The following is a 24,217-nucleotide window of genomic DNA, read 5'->3' as shown; positions in this document are numbered from 1 at the left end:
CATGATCCTGCTTTAAAGGGAGAAGCGGAGAGACATTTTCTCATGAAAAAGATCGAAGCGATCATTAAGCCCTTCAAGCTCGACGAAGTGAAGGAAGCCCTTCAGGAAGTCGGCCTGCAGGGCATTACCGTCACGGAAGCCAAGGGCTTCGGGCGACAGAAGGGCCACACGGAGCTTTATCGCGGTGCCGAATACGTGGTGGACTTCCTGCCGAAGGTAAAGGTCGAAGTCGTGCTGGCGGATGAAAACGCGGAGGCCGTCATCGAGGCGATCCGCAATGCCGCGCAGACCGGCCGCATTGGTGACGGAAAGATTTTCGTTTCCAATGTGGAAGAAGTCATCCGAATTCGCACGGGCGAAACCGGCCTCGACGCCATCTGATATCTCACGGGCCGTCCGGCCCGGTTTCTTTTCAAACCTCGTCATCTCACACAGGGAATTACGGCAAATGACGACTGCAAGCGATATTCTGAAGCAAATCAAGGACAATGACGTCAAGTTCGTCGACCTGCGCTTTACCGACCCCAAGGGCAAGCTGCAGCACGTAACGATGGACGTCGTCTGCGTCGATGAAGACATGTTCGCCGACGGCGTCATGTTCGACGGCTCCTCGATTGGCGGCTGGAAGGCGATCAACGAGTCCGACATGGTGCTGATGCCCGATCCGGAAACAGCGCATATGGACCCGTTCTTCGCGCAGTCGACGATGGTCATCATCTGCGACATTCTGGACCCGGTTTCCGGCGAAGCCTACAACCGCGACCCGCGCGGCACGGCCAAGAAGGCGGAAGCCTACCTCAAGGCCTCCGGCATCGGCGACACCGTCTTCGTCGGCCCGGAAGCCGAGTTCTTCGTTTTCGACGACGTCAAGTACAAGGCCGATCCGTACAACACCGGCTTCAAGCTCGACTCCTCCGAACTGCCGTCGAACGACGACACCGACTATGAGACCGGCAACCTCGGTCACCGTCCGCGCGTCAAGGGCGGCTATTTCCCGGTTCCGCCGGTCGACAGCTGCCAGGACATGCGTTCGGAAATGCTGACGGTTCTCGCCGAGATGGGCGTGACGGTCGAAAAGCACCACCACGAAGTGGCTGCCGCCCAGCATGAGCTCGGCGTCAAGTTCGACGCGCTGGTTCGCAACGCCGACAAGATGCAGATCTACAAGTACGTCGTGCACCAGGTTGCCAATGCCTATGGCAAGACCGCAACCTTCATGCCGAAGCCGATCTTCGGCGACAACGGCTCGGGCATGCACGTGCATCTGTCGATCTGGAAGGACGGCAAGCCGACCTTCGCAGGCGACGAATATGCCGGCCTGTCGGAAACCTGCCTCTACTTCATCGGCGGCATCATCAAGCATGCCAAGTCGCTGAATGCCTTCACCAACCCGTCGACGAACTCCTACAAGCGTCTCGTCCCGGGCTATGAAGCGCCGGTTCTGCTCGCCTACTCGGCCCGCAACCGTTCGGCCTCCTGCCGCATTCCGTTCGGCACCAACCCGAAGGCCAAGCGCGTCGAAGTCCGCTTCCCGGATCCGACCGCCAACCCCTATCTCGCCTTCGCAGCCATGCTGATGGCTGGCCTCGACGGCATCAAGAACAAGCTGCACCCGGGCAAGGCCATGGACAAGGACCTCTATGACCTGCCGCCGAAGGAACTGAAGAAGATCCCGACCGTCTGCGGCTCGCTGCGCGAAGCGCTCGAAAGCCTCGACAAGGATCGCAAGTACCTGACCGCCGGCGGCGTGTTCGACGACGACCAGATCGATTCCTTCATCGAACTGAAGATGCAGGAAGTGATGCGCTTCGAAATGACCCCGCATCCGGTCGAGTACGACATGTACTACTCGGTCTAAGCCCACCGGCAACATCGACTTAGCTGCCGGCACGGTAAGAGCATGAAGAGCCGGCGGTTCCTCGAAGAGCCGCCGGTTTTTCTTTCGGCTTTCGCTTTCGTCCGCGGAGGCGGCCCCTTGCGCAGGCGGCACCGTTTGCGGAATTGTGTGATATTATGATGGCGGCAATCTTTGCGCGTCCAGCCGGGCGCACGGCGCCGAAGGTCAACGCAGGGCGGAAGGGAGATCCCTATTGATGTTTTGGGTTCGCCAACCCAGATAATCTCCTGAAAGGATGTGTTGCGTCATGAAACAAAGAAACGCCAAATTCGAGATCGGACAGGTGGTTCGCCATCGGATTTTCCCGTTCCGCGGCGTCATTTTCGACGTCGATCCGGAATACGCCAATACCGAAGAGTGGTGGAACGCTATTCCGCAGGAGATCCGCCCGAGCAAGGATCAACCCTTCTACCATCTGTTCGCCGAAAACGATGACAGCGAATATGTCGCCTACGTTTCCGAGCAGAACCTGGAGTTCGACGACAGCGACCGGCCGATGCGCCACGCCCAAGTCGATGCCCTGTTCGATAAGGATGGCGTCGGCCACTACAAGCCCAAGGCGACTTTCCGTCACTGAAGCATGCCGCAAAAGTGCGTGGCGTTTTGAGATGAAATATCGAAGGCTCAACGAACCCTAAGATCGCGACGCGCTTCAAGGCTTTTGCCCCGGATAAAATGAAAACGCCCGGACGTTAAGTCCGGGCGTTTCTTTTGGCGATCGCGAGCGATCGCTCAGTTCTGCTTGGCAGCCTTCTGGGCTTCCTCGAGCTTCTTGCGGGCGTCCTCGGCCTTCTTCTGCATTTCTTCCTGCAGGAGGCGCTGGCGCTCTTCGAGCTGCGACTGTTCGATCGGTTCGCCGTCGAATACACCGGTGAAGCCTGTGAGGGCCATCTTGATCGGGTTCGGCGCACGCTGGAAGTTCACCGACGTGAAGACGACTTCATTGCCCTTCTTCAGGCTTGCGATCAGCTGGTCGGAGAGCGGCGCTTCAGCGACGCACTTGTCCGGCATGCAGATGGCGTAGTCGAGCTTCACCGGCTTGCCGCCGTCGATCTGCATCTGGACACCGGTCGGGATGAGGCGTGCGGACGGTACGGAAACCTGCAGGACCTTGCGATTGACCTTGCCGCTTACGGTGATGAGGCCGACAGCGGTCACGAGCTGGCCGTTATTGGCGGTCAGCAGGTTCTGAACGATGCAGACGTCATTGTCTTCCTGCTTGGTGCAGACCTTGAACCAGCCCTGCGGCGGCTTGCCACCCGCCTGCTGGGCGGATGCAACACCCGGCACGCCCGCAGCAGCTACAGAGAGCGCCAGCGCTGCCATACCCGAGCGTTTGGTAAAATTCGACTTGAAGATCATTGTGATTCCGTCTCCTGAAATCCGGTAACGGAACAATTCGTTCCGCAGGTGAGTATCGTCAGCCGCCGTTGTCCTGTTGGCCAAATAAGGCAAATGCATGACCCCGTTTCCGGAAACACCTGTTACATTGGCTCGCTTCGATTATCCAGTGTTTCCTGTCATTTTTTGACTTGCGACTGGGTGGAATTTGGGCGGCGGATCGGTTGGATTCATCGGTCACCGTTGCTAACGTTTAGGGAATCGGCCTGTTGATACCCCTTCACGGGAGGTGACTTTGCGTTCAATTCTCTCCGGTCTGGCACTGCTCATGACCGTCACTTCGTTCGCCAACGGCGCGGCAGCCGCTCCTGTCCATGCCATCGCCATGCATGGCGAGCCGGCGCTGCCAGCCGATTTCAAGAACTTTCCCTACGTCAATCCGAACGTGAAGAAGGGCGGGAAGATCTCTTACGGCGTCGTCGGCAGCTTCGACAGCCTCAATCCTTTCATCCTGAAAAGCATGCGCACGACGGCGCGCGGCATGTGGGACCCGGAATACGGCAACCTCGTCTACGAATCGCTGATGCAGCGCTCGCGCGACGAGGCCTTCACCATGTACGGCCTGCTCGCCGAATCGGTCGAATGGGATGACGACCGGACCTTCATCCAGTTCAACCTCAATCCCAATGCCCGCTGGGCCGACGGGCAGCCGGTAACCGCTGAAGACGTCATCTTCAGCTTCGAACTGCTGCGCGACAAGGGACGGGTTCCCTTCAGCAACCGCCTGGCCAAGGTGGCGAAGATGGAGAAGGTGGGCGACCGCAGCGTCCGCTTCACCTTCACCGAAGAGGCCGACCGCGAACTTCCGTTGCTGCTCGGGCTGTCGCCGGTGTTGCCGAAGCATGCAATCGACGTTGCGACCTTCGAGCAGACGAGCTTGAAACCGCCGCTCGGCTCCGGTCCCTATCGCGTCGCCGAAGTGAAGCCCGGCGAGCGCATCGTCTACAAGAGAAACCCGGACTATTGGGCGAAGGACCTGCCGTCGAAAGTCGGCCAGGACAATTACGACGAAATCTCCGTCGAGTATTTTCTCCAGGAAAATTCGCTGTTCGAGGCGTTCAAGAAGGGCGAGATCGACGTCTATCCCGAAGGCAGCGCCACCAAATGGGCGCGCGGCTATGATTTCCCGGCTGTCCGCACCGGCGAGGTCGTCAAGGAAACCTTCAAGCCGAAGACGCCCTCGGGCATGCTCGGCATCGTATTCAATACCCGCAGGCCGATGTTCGACAACCTCAAGCTCCGGCAGGGTCTGGCGCTGGTGTTCGACTTCGAGTGGGTCAACAAGAACCTCTTTGACGGCGCCTATACGCGCACCCAGAGCTACTGGCAGAATTCGACGCTGAGCTTCCTCGGCGCGCCGGCCGACGACCGCGAACTCGGCCTCATCGGCGATGCGCGCGAGCGTATCAATCCGGCGATTCTCGACGGCACATACCGGCTGCCGGTGACCGACGCCTCCGGTCGCGATCGCAACGTGCTGCGCGTCGCCGTTTCGCTGATGCGGGAGGCCGGCTTCCAGATAAAGGACGGCAAGATGGTGAACGCCAACGGCGCGCCGCTCGCCTTCGAGATCATGAGCCAGAATGCGGGCCAGGAAAAGATCGCGCTGGCCTACCAGCGCTTTCTCGCCCCGCTCGGTATTCAGGCTTCCGTACGCACCGTCGACGATTCGCAGTACCAGCAGCGCAGCCAATCCTTCGACTACGACGTGATCATCAAATCCTTCCCGTCGACTTTGTCGCCCGGCGTCGAACAGGTCGGGCGCTGGTCCTCCCAGTCGCGGGACCGGCAGGGGAGCGACAACTTTGCCGGCGTAGCCGACAAGGATGTCGACCGCATGATCAACAACATTCTCCAGGCCCGGACGACCGAGGATTTCACGGCCGCCGTACGTGCGCATGACCGGTTGCTGGTCAATAATTCCTACCTAGTGCCGCTCTATCACCTGGACGCGCAGTGGGTGGCCAGGCACAAGCATATCGGCCGCCCCGATGTATTGCCGCTTTACGGCTATCAACTTCCGACCTGGTGGGATCAAAACGCGCAGTAGAGGGTTGGTTCCCTTTTGGTAACGCATTGAAAGCCGGGTCAAACCGGCTTATCTCGCCGACATACCAAATAAGGAAAGGCACCCGCACCATGGAAACCGTCAGCATCGATATCGTCTCGGACGTCGTCTGCCCCTGGTGCTATCTCGGCAAGGCGAGACTCGATCAGGCGATCGCCAATGTTCCGGACGTGCTCGTCACGGTCAATTGGCGTCCCTATCAGCTCAATCCCGACCTGCCGCCCGAAGGCGTCGACCACAAGCAGCATCTGGCCGCAAAGCTCGGCGGTCAGGCAGCCGTCGATCGCGCGCATGACATGCTGCGCGAGCTCGGAAACGCCGACGGCATTGCCTTCGACTTCGATGCCGTGAAGATCAGCCCGAACACGCTCGATGCCCATCGGCTCGTGCGCTGGGCTGCAACCAACGGCGAACCGACGCAATCGGCCGTCGTCGGCCTGCTCTTCAAGGCCAATTTCGAAGAAGGTCGCAACGTCGGCGATCACGCCGTGCTGCTGGATATCGCCGAGAAGGCCGGTCTCGATCGGCCCGTCATCGCCGCATTGCTGAACTCCGACGCCGACAAGGACGCCGTCAAGGAAGAGGTCGGGATGGCGCGCGAGATGGGCGTGACCGGCGTGCCCTGCTTCATTCTCGACGGACAATATGCCGTGATGGGAGCGCAAACCGTCGACGTATTGACGAATGCGCTGAGCGAAATCGCGCAAATGAAGGCGAGCGGCAAACCCAACTGAGCAGCCCTGTCTCCTTAAGTCGATTCGAGGAGACATGCAGCAAATCTAAAGCGCTACGGCGACCTTCGCGCGTCTGAAAAGGCGCGCGGCGCTGTAGTCTGGCGCTACGGCAGCACGCTACAAAACGTGGCTACTTCGCCAGGCCCGCGAGCTGCGTCATCACCATCGCAGCGCCTGAAAGGCGCTTCTCCGGCGTTGCCAGCTCCCTTTGGAAGAAGATGCTGTGATCCGGCCGGATCTTCGCGAGCGTGCCCTGCTTGGCGATGTAACCGACCAGCGCCGCCGGGTTCGGGAACTCCTTGTTGCGGAGCTGGACGACGACCCCCTTCGGCCCGGCATCGAGCTTCTCGACATTGGCCGTACGGCAGAGCGACTTGATGTATACGATCTTCAGGAGGTGCTGGACCTCGATCGGCAACGGCCCGAAGCGGTCGATCATCTCGGCGCCGAAGCCGTCGATTTCCTTGAGATCCGTCAGTTCACCCAGGCGGCGGTAGAGACCGAGCCTCAGGTGCAGGTCCGGCACGTAGTGTTCGGGGATCATCACCGGGGTACCGACCGAGATCTGCGGCGACCAGCCGGTATCGTGGATTTCTTCCTCGCCCTTGAGTTCGGCGACCGCTTCCTCGAGCATCTGCTGGTAAAGTTCGAAACCGACCTCCTTGATGTGGCCCGACTGTTCCTCGCCGAGCAGGTTGCCGGCGCCGCGGATATCGAGGTCGTGGCTGGCAAGCTGGAAGCCGGCGCCGAGCGTGTCGAGCGACTGCAGCACCTTGAGCCGGCGTTCGGCCGTTCCCGTGAGCGTCTTGTTGACCGGCAGAGTGAACAGCGCGAAGGCACGCACCTTCGAGCGGCCGACGCGGCCGCGAAGCTGGTAGAGCTGGGCGAGGCCGAACATGTCGGCGCGGTGCACGATCAGCGTATTGGCCGTCGGGACATCGAGACCGGATTCGACGATCGTCGTCGACAGCAGCACGTCGTAACGCCCGTCGTAGAAGGCGTTCATGATGTCTTCGAGCTCGGTCGCCGGCATCTGGCCGTGAGCGACCGCCACCTTCAGTTCCGGAACGTCGGATTTCAGGAAGTCATGGATCTCCGAGAGATCACTCAAGCGCGGGCAGACATAGAAGCTCTGGCCGCCGCGATAGTGCTCGCGCATCAGCGTTTCGCGGATCACCAGCGCGTCGAAGGGTGAAATGAAGGTGCGCACCGCCATGCGATCGACCGGCGGCGTGGTGATCAGCGACAACTCGCGAACACCTGTCAGGGCGAGCTGCAGCGTGCGCGGGATCGGCGTTGCCGAAAGCGTCAGCACGTGCACGTCGGACTTCAGCTCCTTCAGCCGTTCCTTGTGCTTGACACCAAAGTGCTGCTCCTCGTCGATGATCAGCAGACCGAGATTGGCGAAATTGACCGAGGTGCCGAGCAGCGCATGGGTGCCGACGACGACGTCGGTTTTTCCATCGGCCACTTCCTTCTTGGTCAGCGCCAGTTCCTTCGAGCCAACGAGACGGGAAGCCTGCTGGATGCGGATCGGCAGACCGCGAAAGCGCTCGGAAAAGGTCTTGAAATGCTGGCGCGCGAGCAGCGTGGTCGGCACGACGACGGCAACCTGCACGCCGTTCATGGCCGCGATGAAGGCGGCACGCAGTGCCACTTCTGTCTTGCCGAAGCCGACGTCGCCGCAGACGAGGCGGTCCATCGGGCGGCCGCTGCCGAGATCGTCGCGCACCGCCTCGATCGAGTTCAACTGATCCTCGGTCTCGTCATAGGGGAAGCGGGCGGCGAATTCGTCATAGACACCATCCTGAGCGACGAGAACCGGCGCCCGGCGCGTGTGGCGTTCGGCGGCGATGCGGATGAGCCCACCCGCCATGTCGAGCAGCCGCTTCTTGAGCTTGGCCTTGCGCGCCTGCCAGGCAACGCCACCAAGCTTGTCGAGGATCGCATCGGTCCCCTCCGCACCATAGCGCGACAGAAGCTCGATGTTTTCGACCGGCAGGAACAGCTTGGCGTTTTCGGCATAGACAAGCTCGAGGCAATCGTGCGGCGCTCCGACGGCCTCAATGGTGCGCAGCCCGACGAAGCGGCCGATGCCGTGCTCGGCGTGCACCACATAGCTGCCCTCGTCGAGGCCAGCGACTTCGGCGATGAAGTCGGCCCCGCGCTTGCGGCGCTTCGAACGCCGCACCATGCGGTCGCCCAGGATATCCTGTTCGCCGATAACAACGAGATCGCCGGTCTCGAAGCCGGCCTCGATGCTGAGGACGGTCGATCCCACCTCGCCCGGCTTCAGGCTCTTGACCTCGGCCAGTGCCTTGATCGGCTTGATGTTGCCGAGCCCATGTTCGACGAGCACCTGCAACAGCCGGTCCAGCGATCCCTCGCTCCAGCCCGAGATGACCACCTTGGCGCCCTTCGAACGGCGCTCGGCAATGTACTTGACCGCCTGGTCGAAGACGTTGACGCGTTCGCTCTCCGTCTCCCCCTCGCCCGCCGACTTCGCCCAGCGCATGCCCTGGCGCGCATCGACCGATATCACCTGTCGGGCTTCGCCTTCATGCTCGTTGAACGGCGACAGGCGAATGGCGTCGCGCGAGGCAAGCGCAGCGTTGAAGCCCTGCGAATTCAGATAGAGCAATTCCGGCGGAACCGGCTTATAGGGCGTACCCTGCGTGGTCTGCGCCTTGCCGGGAGAGGCCGATGCCAGACGGGCATCGTAATAGTCGAGAATGAGCTTCGAGCGTTCGGCGGCGGCTTCGCGCGCCAGATGGTCGGTGACGATGCGGAAACCGTCGAGATAGTCGAAGACCGTCTCCAGCCCATCATAGAAGAGCGGCAGCCAGTGCTCCATGCCGGCGTAACGCCGCCCTTCGGAGACAGCCTGATAGAGTGCATCGTCGCGGGTCGTGGCGCCGAAGAGCGAAAGATACTGCCTGCGGAAGTGGCTGATCGTCTCCGGCGTCAGCGACACCTCGCTCATCGGATTGAGATCGAGAGAGCGAACCTGGCCGGTCGTGCGCTGGCTTGCGGGATCGAAGGAGCGAATCGTCTCGAGCGTGTCGCCGAAGAAATCGAGACGCAGCGGCTCGGCGCTGCCGGGCACGAAGACATCGAGGATGCCGCCGCGGACCGCGTATTCGCCCACTTCGCGCACCGTCGCGACCCGCTCGAAGCCATTGCGCTCAAGCCGGGTGGCGATGTCATCCATGCGTACCTGATTGCCCGGGCGGGCCGAAAACGCCAGGCTCTCGATCACCTCCTGCGGCGAAATCTTCTGCAGGGCGGCATTGACCGTCACCAGCACGATCGCCGCATGCGGCTTCTTCTTGTGCGCAATCAGCGCGCTGAGTGCCGCGAGACGCCGTGCTGACGTGTCGGCGCTCGGCGACACGCGGTCATAGGGAAGGCAGTCCCAACCCGGCAGTGTCAGGACCGGAATATCCGGCGCTACGAAGCTCAAGACCTGCTCCAGGTCAGCGATCCGCTGGCCGTCCGACAGAATATAGGCGACCGGCTGGCCCGCCCGCGCAAGTTCGGCCAGAACCAGTGCCTCGGCACCGGCGGGAACCGGGCCGATCGTGATCTCCCGCTGCGCTTCGACGATCTTCTTCGGATCAAGGCCAACCAGCATCATCGGTTTATTTCATTCCTTCGGGAAGCTTGTCGAAATCGGGACGATAGGCGGCGATGCGCTCGAACATCGGCGTCTGATAGCGAACGGGCACCGGCTGTTCACCGGTGATCCACCTGACGAGATCGTTGTCCTCTTCGCGCATGATCGTCTCGAGTTCATCGAGTTCGACTTCGGAAAGCGCCGAAAGCTCAGCCTCGGCAAACTGCCCAAGAATCAGATCCATCTCGCGAATGCCGCGATGCCAGGCACGGAACAGGATCCGCCGTCGCCGCGGATCGAGATCGGCGCTGGTGCGTGAGATGCCAGTCATGGAAATTCCTTCCTGCCGCCCGCTACCGCGCCGCGCGTCTTCCAAGGCGCACGAAAGTCGCTGTAGCACTTGAGATTGCTGCATGTTTTTGCCCCTGATCCGGACTGGGTTCAGGGAGAAAGAAAACATGCAGGAGAGCGCCGCGCATTCGGACGAACACGCGAAAGACGCTCCAGCGCTTTGATTCCAGAGCACCTTGTCACCTTCAGTGATACCACTTGAAAGCGGGACGCTCCAGGCTACGGTTTGTCGTCACTGGGCTCTATAAACTCTGAATAGGTGATTGTCAGCCTTGCCAAAGCCCGATTTATCATCGCAATTTCATCGCCATGCGCCCCGCCCTGCTCGATCCGCTCTTCTCACCGCTCGACACGCTTCCAGGCATCGGCCCGAAGATCGGGGAGCTCTATGCCAAGCTGCTCGGTCGTGAAACGATCGAGGATTGCCGTGTCGTCGATCTTGTCTTCCACGCGCCGCACTCGCTGATTGACCGCCGGCAGCAGCCCGGCATTGCCCATGCGCCGCAAGGGGTCATCGTCACCATTACCGGCCGGGTCGACCGCCATCAGCCGCCGCCGCGCGGCAAACCCAACCTGCCCTACCGCGTCTTCCTGCATGACGAGACCGGCGAGCTGGCGCTCACCTATTTTCGGGTCAAGGGCAACTGGCTGGAAAAGTCGCTGCCGGTGGATGAGACGGTCATCGTCAGCGGCAAGGTCGACTGGTTCAACGGCCGGCCATCCATGGTGCATCCGGACTATGCGGTTCGGGCGAGCGAGGCGGAAAACCTGCCGCTGGTCGAGCCGGTCTATGGCCTGACCGCCGGGCTTTCGCCGCGGACATTGCGCAAGTCGATCGAGGCGGCCGTCGCCCGCGTGCCGGAAATGCCGGAATGGGTGGACGATGCGCTGCTCACCAGGCAGGGTTTCGCCAGTGCCGCGGAGAGTTTCCGCGCGCTGCATGATCCCCGGGATGCAACGGATATCGATCCGCAGGCGCGCGCGCGCCGCCGGCTTGCCTATGACGAATTTCTCGCCGGACAGTTGTCGCTCGCGCTCGTCCGCCAGCGCCTTCGCAAGGTCGCAGGTACGCCGGTTCACGCCACCGGCACGCTCTCCCGGCCCGTCATCGATGCACTTCCGTTTTCGCTGACGGCGAGCCAATCGACGGCCATTGCCGACATCCTCAAGGACATGGCCGGGACCGAGCGCATGCTGCGGCTGCTGCAGGGCGACGTCGGCTCCGGCAAGACGATGGTGGCGTTGATGGCGATGCTGGCAGCGGTCGAATCCGGCGGACAGGCCGTGCTGATGGCGCCGACCGAAATTCTCGCCCGGCAGCACCATGCGACCCTTGCGCGGATGGCCGCGCCGGCCGGCATCACGATTGACGTCCTGACCGGCCGCACCAAGGGCAAGGAACGCGATGCCATCTTGGATCGTATCGCGTCCGGCGAGACGCGGATGGTGATCGGCACGCACGCGCTTTTCCAGGATACGGTGAACTACAAGGAACTGACACTGGCGGTGGTGGACGAGCAGCACCGCTTCGGCGTTCACCAGCGCCTGCGCCTAACTGCCAAGGGGATCTCTCCGCATATGCTCGTGATGACGGCGACACCGATCCCGCGGACGCTGGTGCTCGCAGCCTTCGGCGACATGGATGTCTCGAAACTGACGGAGAAGCCTGCCGGGCGTAAGCCGATCCAGACCGTGACGATCCCGACGGAGCGTACCGGCGATATCGTCGACCGGCTGGACGCAGCCCTTCGCGAGGGCAAGAAGGCCTACTGGATCTGCCCGCTCGTCGAGGAGTCTGAAGCCGTTGACGTCATGTCTGCCGAAGAACGATACGAAGGCCTCGCCAAGCGCTTCGGCAACAATGTCGGCCTCGTACATGGCCGCATGAATGGGGCCGAGAAGGACGCCGTCATGCTCGCCTTCAAGAATGGCGAGATCCGGTTGTTGGTCGCCACCACCGTCGTCGAGGTCGGCGTCGACGTGCCCGATGCGACGATCATGGTGATCGAACATGCGGAACGTTTCGGCCTTGCCCAGCTTCATCAGTTGCGCGGCCGCGTCGGGCGCGGCGACGACGCTTCGACCTGCATCCTGCTCTACAAGGGTCCGCTCAGCGAGAATGGCCGATCACGGCTCTCGATCCTGCGCGACAGCGAGGACGGCTTCCTGATTGCGGAGGAGGACCTGAAGCTGCGCGGTGAAGGCGAGTTGCTCGGCACGCGCCAGTCGGGCACGCCGGGCTTTCGCATCGCCAGCCTGGAAGCCCATGGCGATCTCCTGGAAATCGCCCGCAAGGACGCCGCCTATGTGATCGAGCGCGACCCGGATCTGACGTCGGAACGCGGCGAAGCGCTGCGGACACTGCTCTATCTCTACCGGCGCGACGAGGCGATCCGCTTCCTGCGCGCCGGCTAGATGCCAACCAGGACAGTGTGAGCCGGTTTCGACCGGACGGACGCCTGGTCGTCAGGCGGTCTTCTGCTGCCCGATCTTCAACGGCGCATTGGCAAGCGGCTTGTGGTCAGGCGTCACAAGGCCACCGGAGATCAACAGCTTGGCGGCATCCTCCGCACTCATATCGAGCGGAATGATCTTGTCGCGCGGTACGAACAGCAGGAAGCCAGCCGTTGGGATGGGAGTCGGCGGGAGAAACACCGTGACCATGTCCATGCCGCGGTCGTCGAACTTGGCGGCGATCTCCCCTTTGACATCCGTTGCGATGAAGACGAGCGCCCAGAGGCCCGGGCTCGGATATTCGATCAGTCCTGCCTTTTTGAAGGACGACGACTGCTCCTGAAGCACCGTCTGGAAGATCTGCTTGGTCGACTTGTAAATCGTGCGCACCAGCGGCGTGCGGTTGACGAGGGACTCGCCGAAATTCACGATCGACCGGCCAACGAGGTTTGCGGTCAGGAAGCCGACGAGCGTGATCACGACGATGGCGACGAGCAGTCCGAAGCCGGGGATTGCAACGGGAGAATAGGTGTCCGGATTATAGAAATTCGGCAGATACGGCTTCACCCAACCATCCGCCCATTCGATGAAGGAGCGGACGAGCCAGGCCGTGATCGCTATCGGTGCACAAATGATCAGACCAGTCAGGAAATAGTTTCGTAGCCGGGTTGCGATGAAGCTCTTCTTCGTCGTCATGCGTCTTTCGCCTTAGATCACGCTTATGATTTCGGGTCGGATCGACCGAAAATCATAAACCTGATCGCTTCTCCAGTTAGAGCGGGATTCGGGCGGAAGACCGCGCACATTTTTCCTCAATCCCGCTCCAGCCTCACGCGACCCCGAAGGCCGGATGATAGGCGACAGTGCCCGCCGCCATCGCGCCGGAGAGTGCCAGCGCCATGAAATATTGCGGCGCACAACCGGGGAATACAAGAGCCGATTCGTTGCGGAAACCGAACTTTTGATAATAGGCGGGATCGCCGACGACGACACAGCCGGCAGCCCCTTCCGCCCGCAGCCATTCGAGCCCCTCGAGGATCAACTGCCTGCCGATGCCCTGCGTCTGGACCTCCGGCTTGACCGACACAGGCCCAAGCCCGAACCAGCCGGATTCTGCCGGCGTCAGGGTGACGGGCGAGAAGGCGATGTGCCCGACAATCTCATCGTTCATCTCGGCAACCAGCGAGACGCTGAGCGCACCGGCTTCGCGCAGGCGTTCGATGATGAGGGGCTCGCTCTGATCGCTGTGCGGATGCCCTTCAAAGGCGGCAGCGGTCACGTCCCGAATCGCCTTCTCATCGCCTGGACGCTCATGCCGGACGTAGATCATTCGACGGTCACCGATTTGGCGAGGTTGCGGGGCTGGTCGACGTCGGTGCCCATGAACACCGCCGTGTGGTAGGCAAGAAGCTGGATCGGCAGCGAGAAGATCATCGGCGCGATGACCTCGTCCACGTCAGGCAGCACGAGCGTCGCCATGGTCTCGAGCTTGGAGGCGGCAGCGCCCTTCTCGTCTGTGATCAGGATGATCCGGCCGCCGCGCGCGGCCACTTCCTGCATGTTGGAAACCGTCTTCTCATAGAAGCGGTCATGCGGCGCGATGACGATGACGGGCATGTTCTCGTCGATCAGCGCGATCGGCCCATGCTTCAGCTCGCCGGCGGCATAGCCTTCGGCGTGGATATAGGAGATTTCCTTGAGCTTCAGCGCACCTTCCATCGCCAGCGGGAAGCTGGTGCCGCGGCCGAGATAGAGCACGTCATCGTACTTGGCGAGCTGGTGCGACAATTGCTCGATCTTCGGCTGGATGGCGTTCAGCACCTGGCCCATGATGCGCGGCATCTCGGCAAGGCAGCGAACCAGCGCCTGCTCCTCCTCGGCGCTGACCGTGCCGCGGGCGCGGCCAGCGCCGATCGCCAGCGACGCCAGCACCGCGAGCTGGCAGGTGAAGGCCTTGGTCGAGGCGACACCGATCTCCGGACCGGCAAGGATTGGGAACACCGCATCGGACTCGCGCGCAATCGTCGATTCGCGGGCGTTGACGACGGCGCCGATCTTCAAGCCGAGCTCCTTGCAGTAGCGCAACGAGGCGAGCGTGTCGGCGGTTTCACCCGACTGCGAGATGAACAGTGCCGCCGACTGCGCCGACAATGGGATTTCGCGATAGCGGAACTCGGAAGCGACGTCGATTTCCACCGGCAGGCGGGCATAGCGCTCGAACCAGTATTTGCCGACCAGGCCAGCGAGATAGGCCGTGCCACAGGCGGAGATCGCCAGGCTCGGAACCTTTGCAAAATCGATCGCGCCGGCGAGCGGCTTGATGCGGTTGCCGGCGAAGTCGATGTAGTGGCTCAGCGCGTGCGCGATCACCTCCGGCTGCTCATAGATCTCCTTCTCCATGAAGTGCCGGTGGTTGCCCTTGTCGATCATATAGGCGGCAGCCGACGAGATCTGGCGCGGCCGATCGACGACATTGCCGGCGAGATCGAAGATATGCACGCCGTTCGCACCGATCACCGCCCAGTCGCCGTCGATCAGATAGGTGATCTCGTTGGTGAAGGGCGCAAGCGCGATCGCGTCAGAGCCGAGGAACGTTTCGCCCTTGCCGTGGCCAATCGCCAGCGGCGGCCCGTTGCGCGCCGCCATGATCGTCGACGGGTCGTCCTGATAGAGCACGGCGAGCGCATAGGCGCCGGTGACCCGCTTCAGCATCGCGTGCATCGCCTCGCGCCGGCCAAGGCCTTCGCGGCGGAACTTGGAGAGCAGATGCGCCACGACCTCGGTGTCGGTGTCGGTCTCGAACCTGGCGCCATCGGCGATCAGTTCGTCCTTCAATTCGGCGAAGTTCTCGATGATGCCGTTGTGGACGACGGCGACACCGTCGGTGAAGTGCGGATGGGCATTGCGCTCGGTCGGCGCACCATGGGTCGCCCAGCGCGTGTGGGCGATGCCGATCGTGCCGGCGAGCGGCTGTTCGCGCAACCGGATCTCGAGATTGACGAGCTTGCCCTCGGCGCGCCGGCGCTCCAGCGTTCCGCCATTGATGGTCGCCACACCGGCGGAATCATAGCCGCGGTATTCGAGGCGCTTCAGCGCATCGACCAGTCGCTCCGATACCGGCTGGTTGCCAACGATGCCCACAATACCGCACATAGTCGTCTCCGATTTGTCCCCGCGCCCGACGCGGCGCCTCAGTCAATGAGGGCAGATGTCCCGCCCGACGCGCTGCCTTGGTAAAGCATTTGCCGGGTGAGGCAATCCGTCCCGATTTCACTTTCGGTTTCAGTATTTAACGCTCCGCATGTTTCCCCGAATCGCAGCCGATTCAAGCAAGCTGCAGCGGACCTTTACGTGCCTGATGAGGCCACGGCGCCATCGGCCTAGCCGGCGGCTTTTGCGGCCTTCTTGGCCGCCTTAACCGCCTGGTAGCGTTCGCGCAGCAGCCGCGCCCGACCCGGCTTGATCTCCTGGCGGGCGCGGCCGAAGGCAACGGCGTCGGCCGGCACGTCCTCGGTAATCACGCTGCCCGAGGCAACCAAGGCCCCATCGCCGATCGTCACCGGCGCGACCAGCGACGAATTCGATCCGATGAAGGCATTTTCACCGATGCGGGTCTCGTGCTTGTTCACGCCATCATAGTTGCAGGTGATCGTACCGGCACCGATGTTCGAACCGGCACCGACGAAGGCGTCGCCGATATAGGTCAGGTGGTTGACCTTGGCGCCAGCGCCGATCTCCGCCTTCTTGACCTCGCAGAAGTTGCCGACCTTCGACTTTTCGCCGAGATCGGCGCCCGGGCGAAGCCGGGCAAAGGGACCGACCGTCGCCCCGGCCCGGACCGTTGCGCCTTCGACATGCGAGAAAGCGTGGATGACGGCACCGCTCTCGACGCGTGCGCCGGGACCGAAGACGACATTTGGTTCGATCAGCACATCTTGCTCGAGCACCGTATCCCAGGCGAGAAACACCGTTTCCGGCGCGATCATCGACACGCCCGACAACATGAGTTCGTGGCGACGGCGCTGCTGCCAGAGCCGTTCGATGAAGGCGAGCTCGGCGCGTGTGTTGCAACCGGTCAACTCCTCTTCCGGCGCCTCGACGGCAATCGCTCGTCCGCCGATCTCGCGGACGATCTCCACGAGGTCGGTCAGGTAATACTCGCCCTTGACGTTGGCATTGCCGATGCGGCCGAGAAGATCGAGCGCCTTGCGACCGTCGATCGCCATCAGTCCACCGTTGCAATAGGTGATGCGGCGCTCTTCCTCGGTCGCATCCTTGTGCTCGCGGATGGCGAGCAAGGCGCCGTCCTTGACGATCAGACGTCCATAGCCACTCGGATCGGCGGCCTCGAAGCCGATCACCACCACGTCGTTGCCGGCGGCAAGACCGTCACGCGCGGCCTTCAGAGGTTCCGGCGTGATCAGCGGCGTATCGCCGAAGACGACGAGAACGTCGTCATAACCTTTTGCCAGCGCTTCACGGGCAGCCAGCACCGCATGCCCCGTACCCAGCCGTTCCTTCTGCAGATAGGAAGAGACCGACACGCCGCCGATATCGGCAGCCGCCGAAACCGATTCTGCGTCGCGGCCGACCACCAGAGCGATGTCGGAGATCGAGGCGCTCGCCAGCGCCTGAACGACATGGGCGATCATCGGCCGGCCAGCGACCGGATGCAGCACCTTCGACATGGACGATTTCATCCGCGTGCTTTCACCCGCAGCCAGAATGATGGCCAGGCACGTCCGTTCCATACAATACTCTCCTTGGTCTTTCCGAGGCTGACGCCTCCCGCACAATTTCTTAAATCGAAATCGGTTCAAGTACAAAATCACGCACGATTCGGCGCTGTGGTACCGCCAAGATATTGCGAGAAGCATAATTCTCACAATCACGTCGCATTAACCGGCTTAAAACCCGATGATGGCATAAGAAGGCGCGGAGCCTGTATCAGTGCGCGGGTGCATCGCTCCCAAGAGGGAGACGAGACCGCAATGCACAGTCGCACCGAACTCGATCTAGAGGCGCAACAGCCAAGCGCGGCACGCACCTTCGTCCGCTCCCCGTTTTTCCTGCTCGTCATCACAGCTGGTGTGCTCGCGCTGCTGCTCTGCGTGACGGTCCCGCAGCCGATCGGCCCGATGTTCTGGGATCATTACCTCTATCTCGATGCCGCGAACCGAATTCGTGACGGGCAAATCCCTTCGGTCGATTTCTTCACGCCCGTCGGCGCCCTCGGCTATTACCTTTTCGCAGGCCTGCAGGTCGTCTTCCCCAACGGCCAACCACTGCTGCTCGCGAGCTGGTGTCTGCTGCTCGTCACCGGGCCGCTGATGGCGCTCGTCGTCTTCGACGTGCAAAAGCGCTCGGCGCTCTTTGCCCATGCGATCCTGTTGCCGTTCCTGTTGTTCTCGGTCTTGCCGTTCAACACCGGCGATTTCTACCCCTATCCCGGCTCAGACGGCTTCGGCATCTACAACCGCCAGGTCTGCCAGCTCCTTTATGTGCTCGCCGCGGCATTGGTTCATGTTCGCGACCGTCGTATCCTTGTATTCGTCGTTGCCGCGGCGATGGTCGCTCTCTTCTTCGTGAAGATCACGGGCGCTGTCGCCGGCACTGTTCTTTGCCTGATGGCTTTTGCCGCAGGCCGCATGCCCTTCAAATCGGCGCTGGCCGCAGCATTGCTGTTCTTCGCCGTGCTCGCCGTGGCCGAGATTTCCGTGAGCGCCGTATCGGCCTATCTCAACGACATCCTGGCGCTGCTGGCCGTCAACGACGACAGCCTGTTGCCACGCCTGCTGCAGGCGGCCTCGCTCAACGCCGACCTGCTGATTCCGGCCGGGCTGCTCGGCCTGGTGCTATTCGTGGCGCACCTTTCATCCTTTGCACAGTCCCTGCGGCGGCTTGGCGGGCAACCCTCTCTATCAGCACTCGCGAGAGTCTTCGACCAACCGTTCCTCTGGCTGGCCACCTTCGTCCTTGCCGGCATTCTCTTTGAAAGTCAGAATACCGGCAGCCAGGCGCTGATCTTTCTGCTGCCTTTGCTGCTCAAGATCGTTGCCGACGAGGTCACCGGTGCCGCGCTTCAGCCGCGTGCGATCGCAGTAGCGATACTCGCCCTGGCGGCCACCCTCCCACCAGCCACCGCCGTCCTTCAAAAAAGCGCTCGCGCGTGGATCGGGGCCATCAACAATGTGCCACTCGAAAGCCGGAATCTCAAAACGATGGGCGCCGTCAATCTCCGGCCCATTCTGGCGCTGCGCGCCGAACGCCTGCGCGATATCTATACTGCCCATCGCCCCGCCTTCGATGCCTTCGCGAATGCCGGCGAGCTACCGTCGTTCCTGCTCTACAGCGATTTCGACTTCCAGGCCGGCTGGCTGGCAAATATCGATGAAGCCATCGATGCGATGCGCGCCTATGAGGCGGCAAATGGCGTGCGTTTCGAAACGATCCTCAACATCGATTTTACCAATCCGTTCCCGTGGCTGATGGATCGTAGCGCCCCGAAACATGTCGCGATCGGTGCAGATCCGTTCCGCGCCGTCCCTCCGCCGGATGAGAATGTCCGCGCCGCCCTGCGTTCGGTCGACATCGCGCTCGTGCCGACCTGTCCGGTCACCAACGTCAATCGGATGCTGCTTTCGCTCTATCAGCCGAGCCTCCAGCCCGGCCATGAGCGCGTGACGCTGACAAGGTGCTTTGACGCCTTCATCCGCAAAGAGCTAAAAGCCACGGCATCAGCCGCGAGCAGCTCCTGATGACCGACGACTAGGCCTCGGGCCGCAGCCGGCTCTCGCTCAGAAGCCCGCTCTCCTCCAGGATCGGATAGGCGACGGACGCGATGTGCGCGTTGACGCGCTTGAGATCGCGCAGCATGTCGAGATGCAGCGAGCTCGTCTGGAGGCTCTGGACCAGCCCGTCTCGCAGACGCTCGATATGCCGCTCGGCCGAACGCTTCTCCATATGGCGAACGCTCACCTTCACCTCGATGAGCTGCCGGGCCAGATCGGCATTGCGACTGACGAAGATGGATTGGGCAACGCGAAGATTGTCGATCGTAAGATTGAACAGGCTTTTCAGCTCCTGATAGCCCTCCTCCGAGAACTTCAGACCGTTGTCGACCTTTTTGACGATCTCCTCGCAAAGCCCCTTCTCGATGATGTCGCCCATATGTTCGAGGTTGATGGCGTAGTCGATGATGACGATCGAGCGCCGACCGTCTTCCTGGCTCAAGCCATCACGTCCCAAGCGCGACAGAAAGATTTTCACTTCCTGCTGCAACTGGTCCACCTGCTTCTCGAACTTGGCGACGTCGCGAATTTCGGAGAGATCGTTGTTTTCGAAGGCGGCGGCTGCGCGCATCAACATCATCTCGACCAGATCGCCCACGCGCAGAACTTCGCGGGTCGCCCCGGAGAGCGCCATGACCGGCGTATGCAGGGTACTTTCATCGAGATAGCGCGGCCCGCTCTCTTCCGTTTCCGCATCGGGAATGAACCGGATCATCAGTTGCGACAGCAGGCCGGCAAAGGGCCAGGCGAGGATCGCAACGGCAAGATTGAAGGCAAGGTGGATATCGACAGGCAGGTTCTGTCGCGGCAGCGGCAGGCTTTGCAGGAATTCTACACTCACGCTCGTCAGCGGCAGTGCGATCAAACAGCCGGCTGCGCGAATGACGAGATTGCCAAGGGTGACGCGGCGCGCCGATGGCGCGGAGGCCAAGGTCGCCATGACCGGCGGGATCGCGCCCCCGAGATTGGCGCCAAGCACGAGCGCCACCGTCAATCCCACGGTCAGAATGCCCGCGGACGAGAGCGACAGGACCAGCATGACGATCGCCAGGCTGGAGGACGAAGCGAAAGCCAGCCCGGCGGATATGAGGAGTGCGACAGGCCAGGCGCTGTCTAGCATACCAAGGAACGCCGCCAGCGCCGGAGAATCGCGCATCGGCTCTGTCGCGGAGCCCAGCAGATGCAATGACAGGAGCATGAGGCCGATGCCGACGAAGGCGGCCCCGAGACCCTGGCGGGCGTTCGAGCGGCTGGCACGGTGCAGAACGACACCGACCAGGATCACGAGCGGCGACAGCCATTCGATGCCGGTCGCGACGATCCACGCGGTCATGGCCGTGCCGACATTGGCGCCGAGGAGCACGATCTGGGCCATGCGCGAGCGCACCAACCCCTTCTCCACGAAGGAAGCGGTCATCAAGGCGGTGGCCGTCGAACTCTGGAGGGCAAGCGTCGCGATCAGTCCCGTCGCGAAAGAGCGGACGGCCCCATTGGTTCCCTGCGCGAGACCGGCGCGCAATCGCGCACCGAAGGCGCGTGTCACGCCGTCCTTGACGAGCGACAGGCCGAAGAGGAGCAGTGCGACCGCTCCGAAAAGATTGACCATCACGATTGTCGACTGCATCGCATGCCTTCCCGCGGGGACTTCAGAATCGCCCCTTACCCTTGCAACAGAACCACAGTTCCAATGCGTATTCGACTCAATCTGACAGATAAATTTCGATTGCCGGCTAATGAATCCGACATGGGTTGTGCCGCGCGCGCCCGATGGGTTTGCAGGTCCTTCGCGGATCTCCTATGCCCGCTGCAACGCGTCGGTGGCAAGGCATTGAAAGCCGGGGGGATCGCGACCCACCAACGATCCCGTGAGCGCGCGCAATTTGCGGCAAACGACCCTTCATTTCCTGTTTCGTTTGTTTTAAGGAACGAATTCGTTTGGCCCATGGCCGCCGCATTGCAACGAGGTTTCTACCCCATGCTCGAATCCCTGAGAACTGCCGCCCAGACCTGGGTAGTCAAAGGCCTGCTAGTCATTCTCGTTCTGTCGTTCATGGTGTGGGGCGGCTCATCTCTGACGATGACGAGCCAGTCGGACGCGGTGGTGGTTGTCGGCGACGTCAAGGTCAAGGCGCCGGAGTTCCGGCTCGCCTATGAAACCATGCTGGCTCAGGCCTCCCGCCAGCTCGGCACCCGCCTGACGCCGCAGCAGGCACGGGCCTTCGGCATCGAACAGCGGGTCTATTCGCAAGTCGTTGCAGGTGCGGCTCTCGACCAGCTTGCAGACGACATGAACCTCGGCCTGTCGCAGGACCGACTGGCCAAGCTGATCGCCGACGATCCGGCGTTCCACAGCGTCAATGGCCAGTTCGACCGGCTGACGTTCTCGAGCGTGCTGCGCAATGCGGGCCTGCGCGAACAGGATTACATCAACAGCCAGAGCCAGACCGCGATCCGTTCGCAGATCGTCGATGCGCTCTCGGACGGTTATGCCGCTCCCAAGGTTCTCACGGATGCGATCGGCGCCTACCGTCACGAAAAACGCACCGTCGACTATCTGCTGCTCTCGAACGCCAATATCGACGCGGTGAAGGTACCGGGCGACGATGTGCTGGCGCCCTGGTACGATACCCGCAAGGCAAACTACCGCGCCCCCGAATATCGCAAGTTCAGCTATGTAAAGCTCGAGCCGGCCGACGTCGCCGATACGGCAGCCGTGACGGATGAAGAGATGCGAGCCGAATATGACCGGCGCAAGGAGAGCTTCCGCACCGCTGCGACGCGGACCATCGAGCAGCTCACCTTCCCGTCACGTGAAGCGGCTGACGCTGCAGCGACCAAGCTCTCCTCCGGCACGAGCTTCGATGATCTGGTGAAGGCCGAAGGCAAGACCTCGGCGGACGTGCTCCTCGGCGAGTTCACCAAAGATCGCGTGCCCGACGCCAAGATCGCCGAAGCGGCCTTCGCGGTTGCTGCCGACGGCGGCGTATCTCCGGTTGTCGACGGCGCCTTCGGCCCGGTCATTCTGCGCGTGACGAACATCCGTCCGGAAGCGGTACGCAGCTTCGATGACGTCAAGGAAGAATTGCGCAAGGACATCGCCCTTTCGGCAGCGAGCGAAGAGGTCATGCGCCTCCACGACAAGATCGAGGACGAGCGCGCTTCCGGCGCTCCGATCAAGGAGGTCGCCGACCAGCTCAAGCTGAAGCTGGTGACCATCGATGCCGTCGATGCAACCGGCAAGGACAAGAACGGCGACGCCGTTGCCGGCCTGCCGGAGCAGGCTGCCCTTCTGCAGGAGGTCTTCAAGGCGGATGTCGGGGCGGAAACTCTGCCGGTCAATGTCGGCCGCGACGGCTATGTCTGGTTCGACCTCGATGAGATTACCCCCGCGCGCGATCGCACGCTGGACGAGGCTCGCGATGAAATCGGCGCCGATTGGATGGCGGAACAGCAGCGTGCGGCCCTTGCCAAGAAGGCTGGTGAGTTGAAGCAGCGTGTCGAGCAGGGTGCAAAGCTCGCCGACATCGCCAATGAACTCGGTCTCGCCGTCGAAACGAAGTCCGGGCTGACGCGCGCTACCTCGGACGCGGCCCTGAGCCCGGCGGCTGTCGCTGCTGCCTTCTCGGGTCCGAACGGCTTCGTAACCAACGCTGCCGGCATCGGCGGCGAGGGACAGGTGCTCCTGCAGGTGACGGCAGTCGAGAACGGCGGCCCCACCGATGCACTGCAGGACGATAGCCGCCAGATCGAGGCCATGGCCCGCGTCAGCGGCGAAGATATTCTGGATCAGATGGTCGCCACGCTGCAGGCCGCCTACGGCGTATCGATCAACCAGACGCTCGGCGAAACCGCAGTTGCGCAACGATAGGCTCGAGGAAACAACCGATGAGTGATCTCAAGCCATTCGTCGCCAAGGTCGCCGCCCGCGAGGCGCTGAACCGTGAAGACGCCCGTGCCGCCTTCGAAATCATCATGTCGGGAGCCGCAACGCCATCGCAGATCGGTGGCTTCCTGATGGCACTGCGTGTGCGCGGCGAAACGGTCGATGAGATCGTCGGCGCGGTCGGCGCCATGCGTGCCCGCATGCTGCCGGTCGATGCTCCGGCCAATGCCGTCGATATCGTCGGAACCGGCGGTGACGGCGCCGGCACCTACAATATCTCGACGCTCGCTTCGCTCATCGTGGCCGGTGCGGGCGTTCCGGTCGCCAAGCACGGCAACCGCGCACTGAGCTCGAAGTCGGGCACCGCGGATGCGCTCTCGTGCCTCGGCGTCAAGCTCGACATCGGCCCCGCGGCCATCTCGCAATGCATCCGGGAGGCGGGCGTCGGCTTCATGTTCGCGCAGCAGCATCATTCGGCGATGCGCCATGTCGGCCCGACGCGGGTGGAGCTCGGAACGCGGACGATCTTCAACCTGCTCGGTCCGCTCTCCAATCCGGCCGGCGTCAAGCGTCAGCTCGTCGGCGTCTACGCGCCGCAATGGGTGCAGCCGCTTGCCGAAGTGCTGCGCGATCTCGGCTCCGAAAATGTCTGGGTCGTTCATGGCGAAGGCCTCGACGAGATCACCACGACCGGCACGACTGAAGTCGCGGCTCTCGAGAACGGCAAGATTTCGACCTTTACGCTGACGCCGGCCGATTTCGGCCTTGAGACGGTGACGCTCGATGCACTGAAAGGCGGCGACGGGGCGCACAATGCGGCTGCGCTGCAGGCGGTGCTCGATGGTGCCGAGAACCCCTATCGGGACATTTCCCTTGCTAATGCGGCAGCAGCGCTGATGATAGCCGGACGAGCGAAGGACCTCGGCGAAGGCATGGCGCTCGCCCGCCAGTCGCTTTCGAGCGGCGGCGCCAAGTTGGCGCTGCAGCGCCTGATCAGCGTTTCGAACGCAGCCTGAGGAAGG

Annotated in this window: 17 protein-coding genes; 9 read left to right on the top strand and 8 right to left on the bottom strand. The window is 62.2% G+C overall.

Annotation, left to right across the window (positions count from 1 at the left end; translation table 11 throughout):
- The first annotated feature begins 42 nt into the window (after positions 1–42).
- The 3 genes from BHMPCIPO_RS09450 (at position 43) to hspQ (ending at position 2,474) form a co-directional block, all read left to right on the top strand.
- Positions 43–381: a P-II family nitrogen regulator gene (locus BHMPCIPO_RS09450; RefSeq protein WP_003528058.1), complete on the top strand. Its 339-nt coding sequence runs from the start codon at positions 43–45 to the stop codon at positions 379–381.
- A gap of 67 nt (positions 382–448) precedes the next feature.
- Entirely contained in the window at positions 449–1,858 is a 1,410-nt protein-coding gene (glnA, locus tag BHMPCIPO_RS09445) for a type I glutamate--ammonia ligase (RefSeq protein ID WP_173516495.1), read from the top strand.
- Between the two features lie 286 nt (positions 1,859–2,144).
- Positions 2,145–2,474: a heat shock protein HspQ gene (gene hspQ / locus BHMPCIPO_RS09440; protein ID WP_173516494.1), complete on the top strand. Its 330-nt coding sequence runs from the start codon at positions 2,145–2,147 to the stop codon at positions 2,472–2,474.
- A 155-nt stretch (positions 2,475–2,629) separates the two neighbouring features.
- On the opposite strand, the gene BHMPCIPO_RS09435 is transcribed toward hspQ, so the two are convergent.
- Positions 2,630–3,259: an invasion associated locus B family protein gene (locus tag BHMPCIPO_RS09435; RefSeq protein WP_173516493.1), complete on the bottom strand. Its 630-nt coding sequence runs from the start codon at positions 3,257–3,259 to the stop codon at positions 2,630–2,632.
- A 307-nt stretch (positions 3,260–3,566) separates the two neighbouring features.
- Here BHMPCIPO_RS09435 and BHMPCIPO_RS09430 point away from each other — a divergent pair, with 307 nt between their 5' ends.
- Both BHMPCIPO_RS09430 and BHMPCIPO_RS09425 read left to right on the top strand, forming a co-directional pair.
- Positions 3,567–5,348, top strand: coding sequence for an extracellular solute-binding protein (locus tag BHMPCIPO_RS09430; RefSeq protein ID WP_173518128.1), 1,782 nt, complete (start codon positions 3,567–3,569; stop codon positions 5,346–5,348).
- A gap of 89 nt (positions 5,349–5,437) precedes the next feature.
- Positions 5,438–6,100 carry a DsbA family oxidoreductase gene (locus tag BHMPCIPO_RS09425; RefSeq protein ID WP_173516492.1) on the top strand — a complete coding sequence of 221 codons (663 nt, stop codon included), beginning with the start codon at positions 5,438–5,440 and terminating at the stop codon, positions 6,098–6,100.
- Positions 6,101–6,230: 130 nt separating this feature from the next.
- Here BHMPCIPO_RS09425 and mfd read toward each other — a convergent pair whose 3' ends face one another.
- Positions 6,231–9,734: a transcription-repair coupling factor gene (mfd, locus tag BHMPCIPO_RS09420; protein ID WP_173518127.1), complete on the bottom strand. Its 3,504-nt coding sequence runs from the start codon at positions 9,732–9,734 to the stop codon at positions 6,231–6,233.
- Between the two features lie 7 nt (positions 9,735–9,741).
- Entirely contained in the window at positions 9,742–10,047 is a 306-nt protein-coding gene (locus tag BHMPCIPO_RS09415; protein WP_173516491.1) for an FAD assembly factor SdhE, read from the bottom strand.
- A 329-nt stretch (positions 10,048–10,376) separates the two neighbouring features.
- Here BHMPCIPO_RS09415 and recG point away from each other — a divergent pair, with 329 nt between their 5' ends.
- The gene (gene recG, locus BHMPCIPO_RS09410) at positions 10,377–12,482 is read left to right on the top strand and encodes an ATP-dependent DNA helicase RecG (protein ID WP_173516490.1); all 2,106 of its coding nucleotides are present in this window, start codon (positions 10,377–10,379) and stop codon (positions 12,480–12,482) included.
- Between the two features lie 51 nt (positions 12,483–12,533).
- Here the strand turns inward: recG and BHMPCIPO_RS09405 are convergent, their stop codons facing one another.
- From BHMPCIPO_RS09405 to glmU, 4 genes are all read right to left on the bottom strand, one after another.
- Complete coding sequence (locus BHMPCIPO_RS09405) at positions 12,534–13,217, bottom strand: DUF502 domain-containing protein (protein WP_173516489.1); 684 nt, start codon at positions 13,215–13,217, stop codon at positions 12,534–12,536.
- A 133-nt stretch (positions 13,218–13,350) separates the two neighbouring features.
- Positions 13,351–13,848 carry a GNAT family N-acetyltransferase gene (locus BHMPCIPO_RS09400; RefSeq protein ID WP_173518126.1) on the bottom strand — a complete coding sequence of 166 codons (498 nt, stop codon included), beginning with the start codon at positions 13,846–13,848 and terminating at the stop codon, positions 13,351–13,353.
- Positions 13,848–15,674, bottom strand: a complete 1,827-nt coding sequence (gene glmS / locus BHMPCIPO_RS09395; protein ID WP_173516488.1) for a glutamine--fructose-6-phosphate transaminase (isomerizing) — start codon at positions 15,672–15,674, stop codon at positions 13,848–13,850. Before glmS ends, BHMPCIPO_RS09400 begins: the two co-directional genes overlap by 1 nt.
- Before the next feature lie 227 nt (positions 15,675–15,901).
- Positions 15,902–17,272, bottom strand: coding sequence for a bifunctional UDP-N-acetylglucosamine diphosphorylase/glucosamine-1-phosphate N-acetyltransferase GlmU (glmU, locus tag BHMPCIPO_RS09390; protein WP_173516487.1), 1,371 nt, complete (start codon positions 17,270–17,272; stop codon positions 15,902–15,904).
- Between the two features lie 240 nt (positions 17,273–17,512).
- On the opposite strand from glmU, the gene BHMPCIPO_RS09385 reads away from it, so the two are divergent.
- Entirely contained in the window at positions 17,513–19,279 is a 1,767-nt protein-coding gene (locus BHMPCIPO_RS09385; protein WP_173516486.1) for a hypothetical protein, read from the top strand.
- Positions 19,280–19,289: 10 nt separating this feature from the next.
- On the opposite strand, the gene BHMPCIPO_RS09380 is transcribed toward BHMPCIPO_RS09385, so the two are convergent.
- On the bottom strand, positions 19,290–20,936 hold the full coding sequence (locus tag BHMPCIPO_RS09380) for a Na/Pi cotransporter family protein (protein ID WP_173516485.1): 1,647 nt from the start codon (positions 20,934–20,936) through the stop codon (positions 19,290–19,292).
- A gap of 351 nt (positions 20,937–21,287) precedes the next feature.
- Here BHMPCIPO_RS09380 and BHMPCIPO_RS09375 point away from each other — a divergent pair, with 351 nt between their 5' ends.
- Positions 21,288–23,180 (top strand): peptidylprolyl isomerase, encoded by a 1,893-nt coding sequence (locus tag BHMPCIPO_RS09375; RefSeq protein ID WP_173516484.1) that lies wholly within the window; start codon positions 21,288–21,290, stop codon positions 23,178–23,180.
- 17 nt (positions 23,181–23,197) lie between these two features.
- Entirely contained in the window at positions 23,198–24,211 is a 1,014-nt protein-coding gene (trpD, locus tag BHMPCIPO_RS09370) for an anthranilate phosphoribosyltransferase (RefSeq protein ID WP_173516483.1), read from the top strand.
- Positions 24,212–24,217 lie beyond the last annotated feature (6 nt).

Source organism: Ensifer sesbaniae (genome assembly GCF_013283665.1).
Classification (GTDB): Bacteria; Pseudomonadota; Alphaproteobacteria; order Rhizobiales; family Rhizobiaceae; genus Ensifer; species Ensifer sesbaniae.
Note: the sequence above shows the minus strand (reverse complement) of the source record. Positions and strands in the feature narration are given on the sequence as shown.

Excerpts from the sequence above, each read along its gene's own strand:
- glmS (WP_173516488.1), bottom strand. The coding sequence starts at position 15,674 with ATGTGCGGTATTGTGGGCATCGTTGGCAACCAGCCGGTATCGGAGCGA.
- BHMPCIPO_RS09450 (WP_003528058.1), top strand. The coding sequence starts at position 43 with ATGAAAAAGATCGAAGCGATCATTAAGCCCTTCAAGCTCGACGAAGTG.
- hspQ (WP_173516494.1), top strand. The coding sequence starts at position 2,145 with ATGAAACAAAGAAACGCCAAATTCGAGATCGGACAGGTGGTTCGCCAT.
- trpD (WP_173516483.1), top strand. The coding sequence starts at position 23,198 with ATGAGTGATCTCAAGCCATTCGTCGCCAAGGTCGCCGCCCGCGAGGCG.
- BHMPCIPO_RS09380 (WP_173516485.1), bottom strand. The coding sequence starts at position 20,936 with ATGCAGTCGACAATCGTGATGGTCAATCTTTTCGGAGCGGTCGCACTG.
- recG (WP_173516490.1), top strand. The coding sequence starts at position 10,377 with ATGCGCCCCGCCCTGCTCGATCCGCTCTTCTCACCGCTCGACACGCTT.
- mfd (WP_173518127.1), bottom strand. The coding sequence starts at position 9,734 with ATGCTGGTTGGCCTTGATCCGAAGAAGATCGTCGAAGCGCAGCGGGAG.
- BHMPCIPO_RS09405 (WP_173516489.1), bottom strand. The coding sequence starts at position 13,217 with ATGACGACGAAGAAGAGCTTCATCGCAACCCGGCTACGAAACTATTTC.
- BHMPCIPO_RS09430 (WP_173518128.1), top strand. The coding sequence starts at position 3,567 with ATGACCGTCACTTCGTTCGCCAACGGCGCGGCAGCCGCTCCTGTCCAT.
- glnA (WP_173516495.1), top strand. The coding sequence starts at position 449 with ATGACGACTGCAAGCGATATTCTGAAGCAAATCAAGGACAATGACGTC.
- glmU (WP_173516487.1), bottom strand. The coding sequence starts at position 17,272 with ATGGAACGGACGTGCCTGGCCATCATTCTGGCTGCGGGTGAAAGCACG.
- BHMPCIPO_RS09385 (WP_173516486.1), top strand. The coding sequence starts at position 17,513 with ATGCACAGTCGCACCGAACTCGATCTAGAGGCGCAACAGCCAAGCGCG.
- BHMPCIPO_RS09415 (WP_173516491.1), bottom strand. The coding sequence starts at position 10,047 with ATGACTGGCATCTCACGCACCAGCGCCGATCTCGATCCGCGGCGACGG.
- BHMPCIPO_RS09425 (WP_173516492.1), top strand. The coding sequence starts at position 5,438 with ATGGAAACCGTCAGCATCGATATCGTCTCGGACGTCGTCTGCCCCTGG.
- BHMPCIPO_RS09435 (WP_173516493.1), bottom strand. The coding sequence starts at position 3,259 with ATGATCTTCAAGTCGAATTTTACCAAACGCTCGGGTATGGCAGCGCTG.
- BHMPCIPO_RS09375 (WP_173516484.1), top strand. The coding sequence starts at position 21,288 with ATGCTCGAATCCCTGAGAACTGCCGCCCAGACCTGGGTAGTCAAAGGC.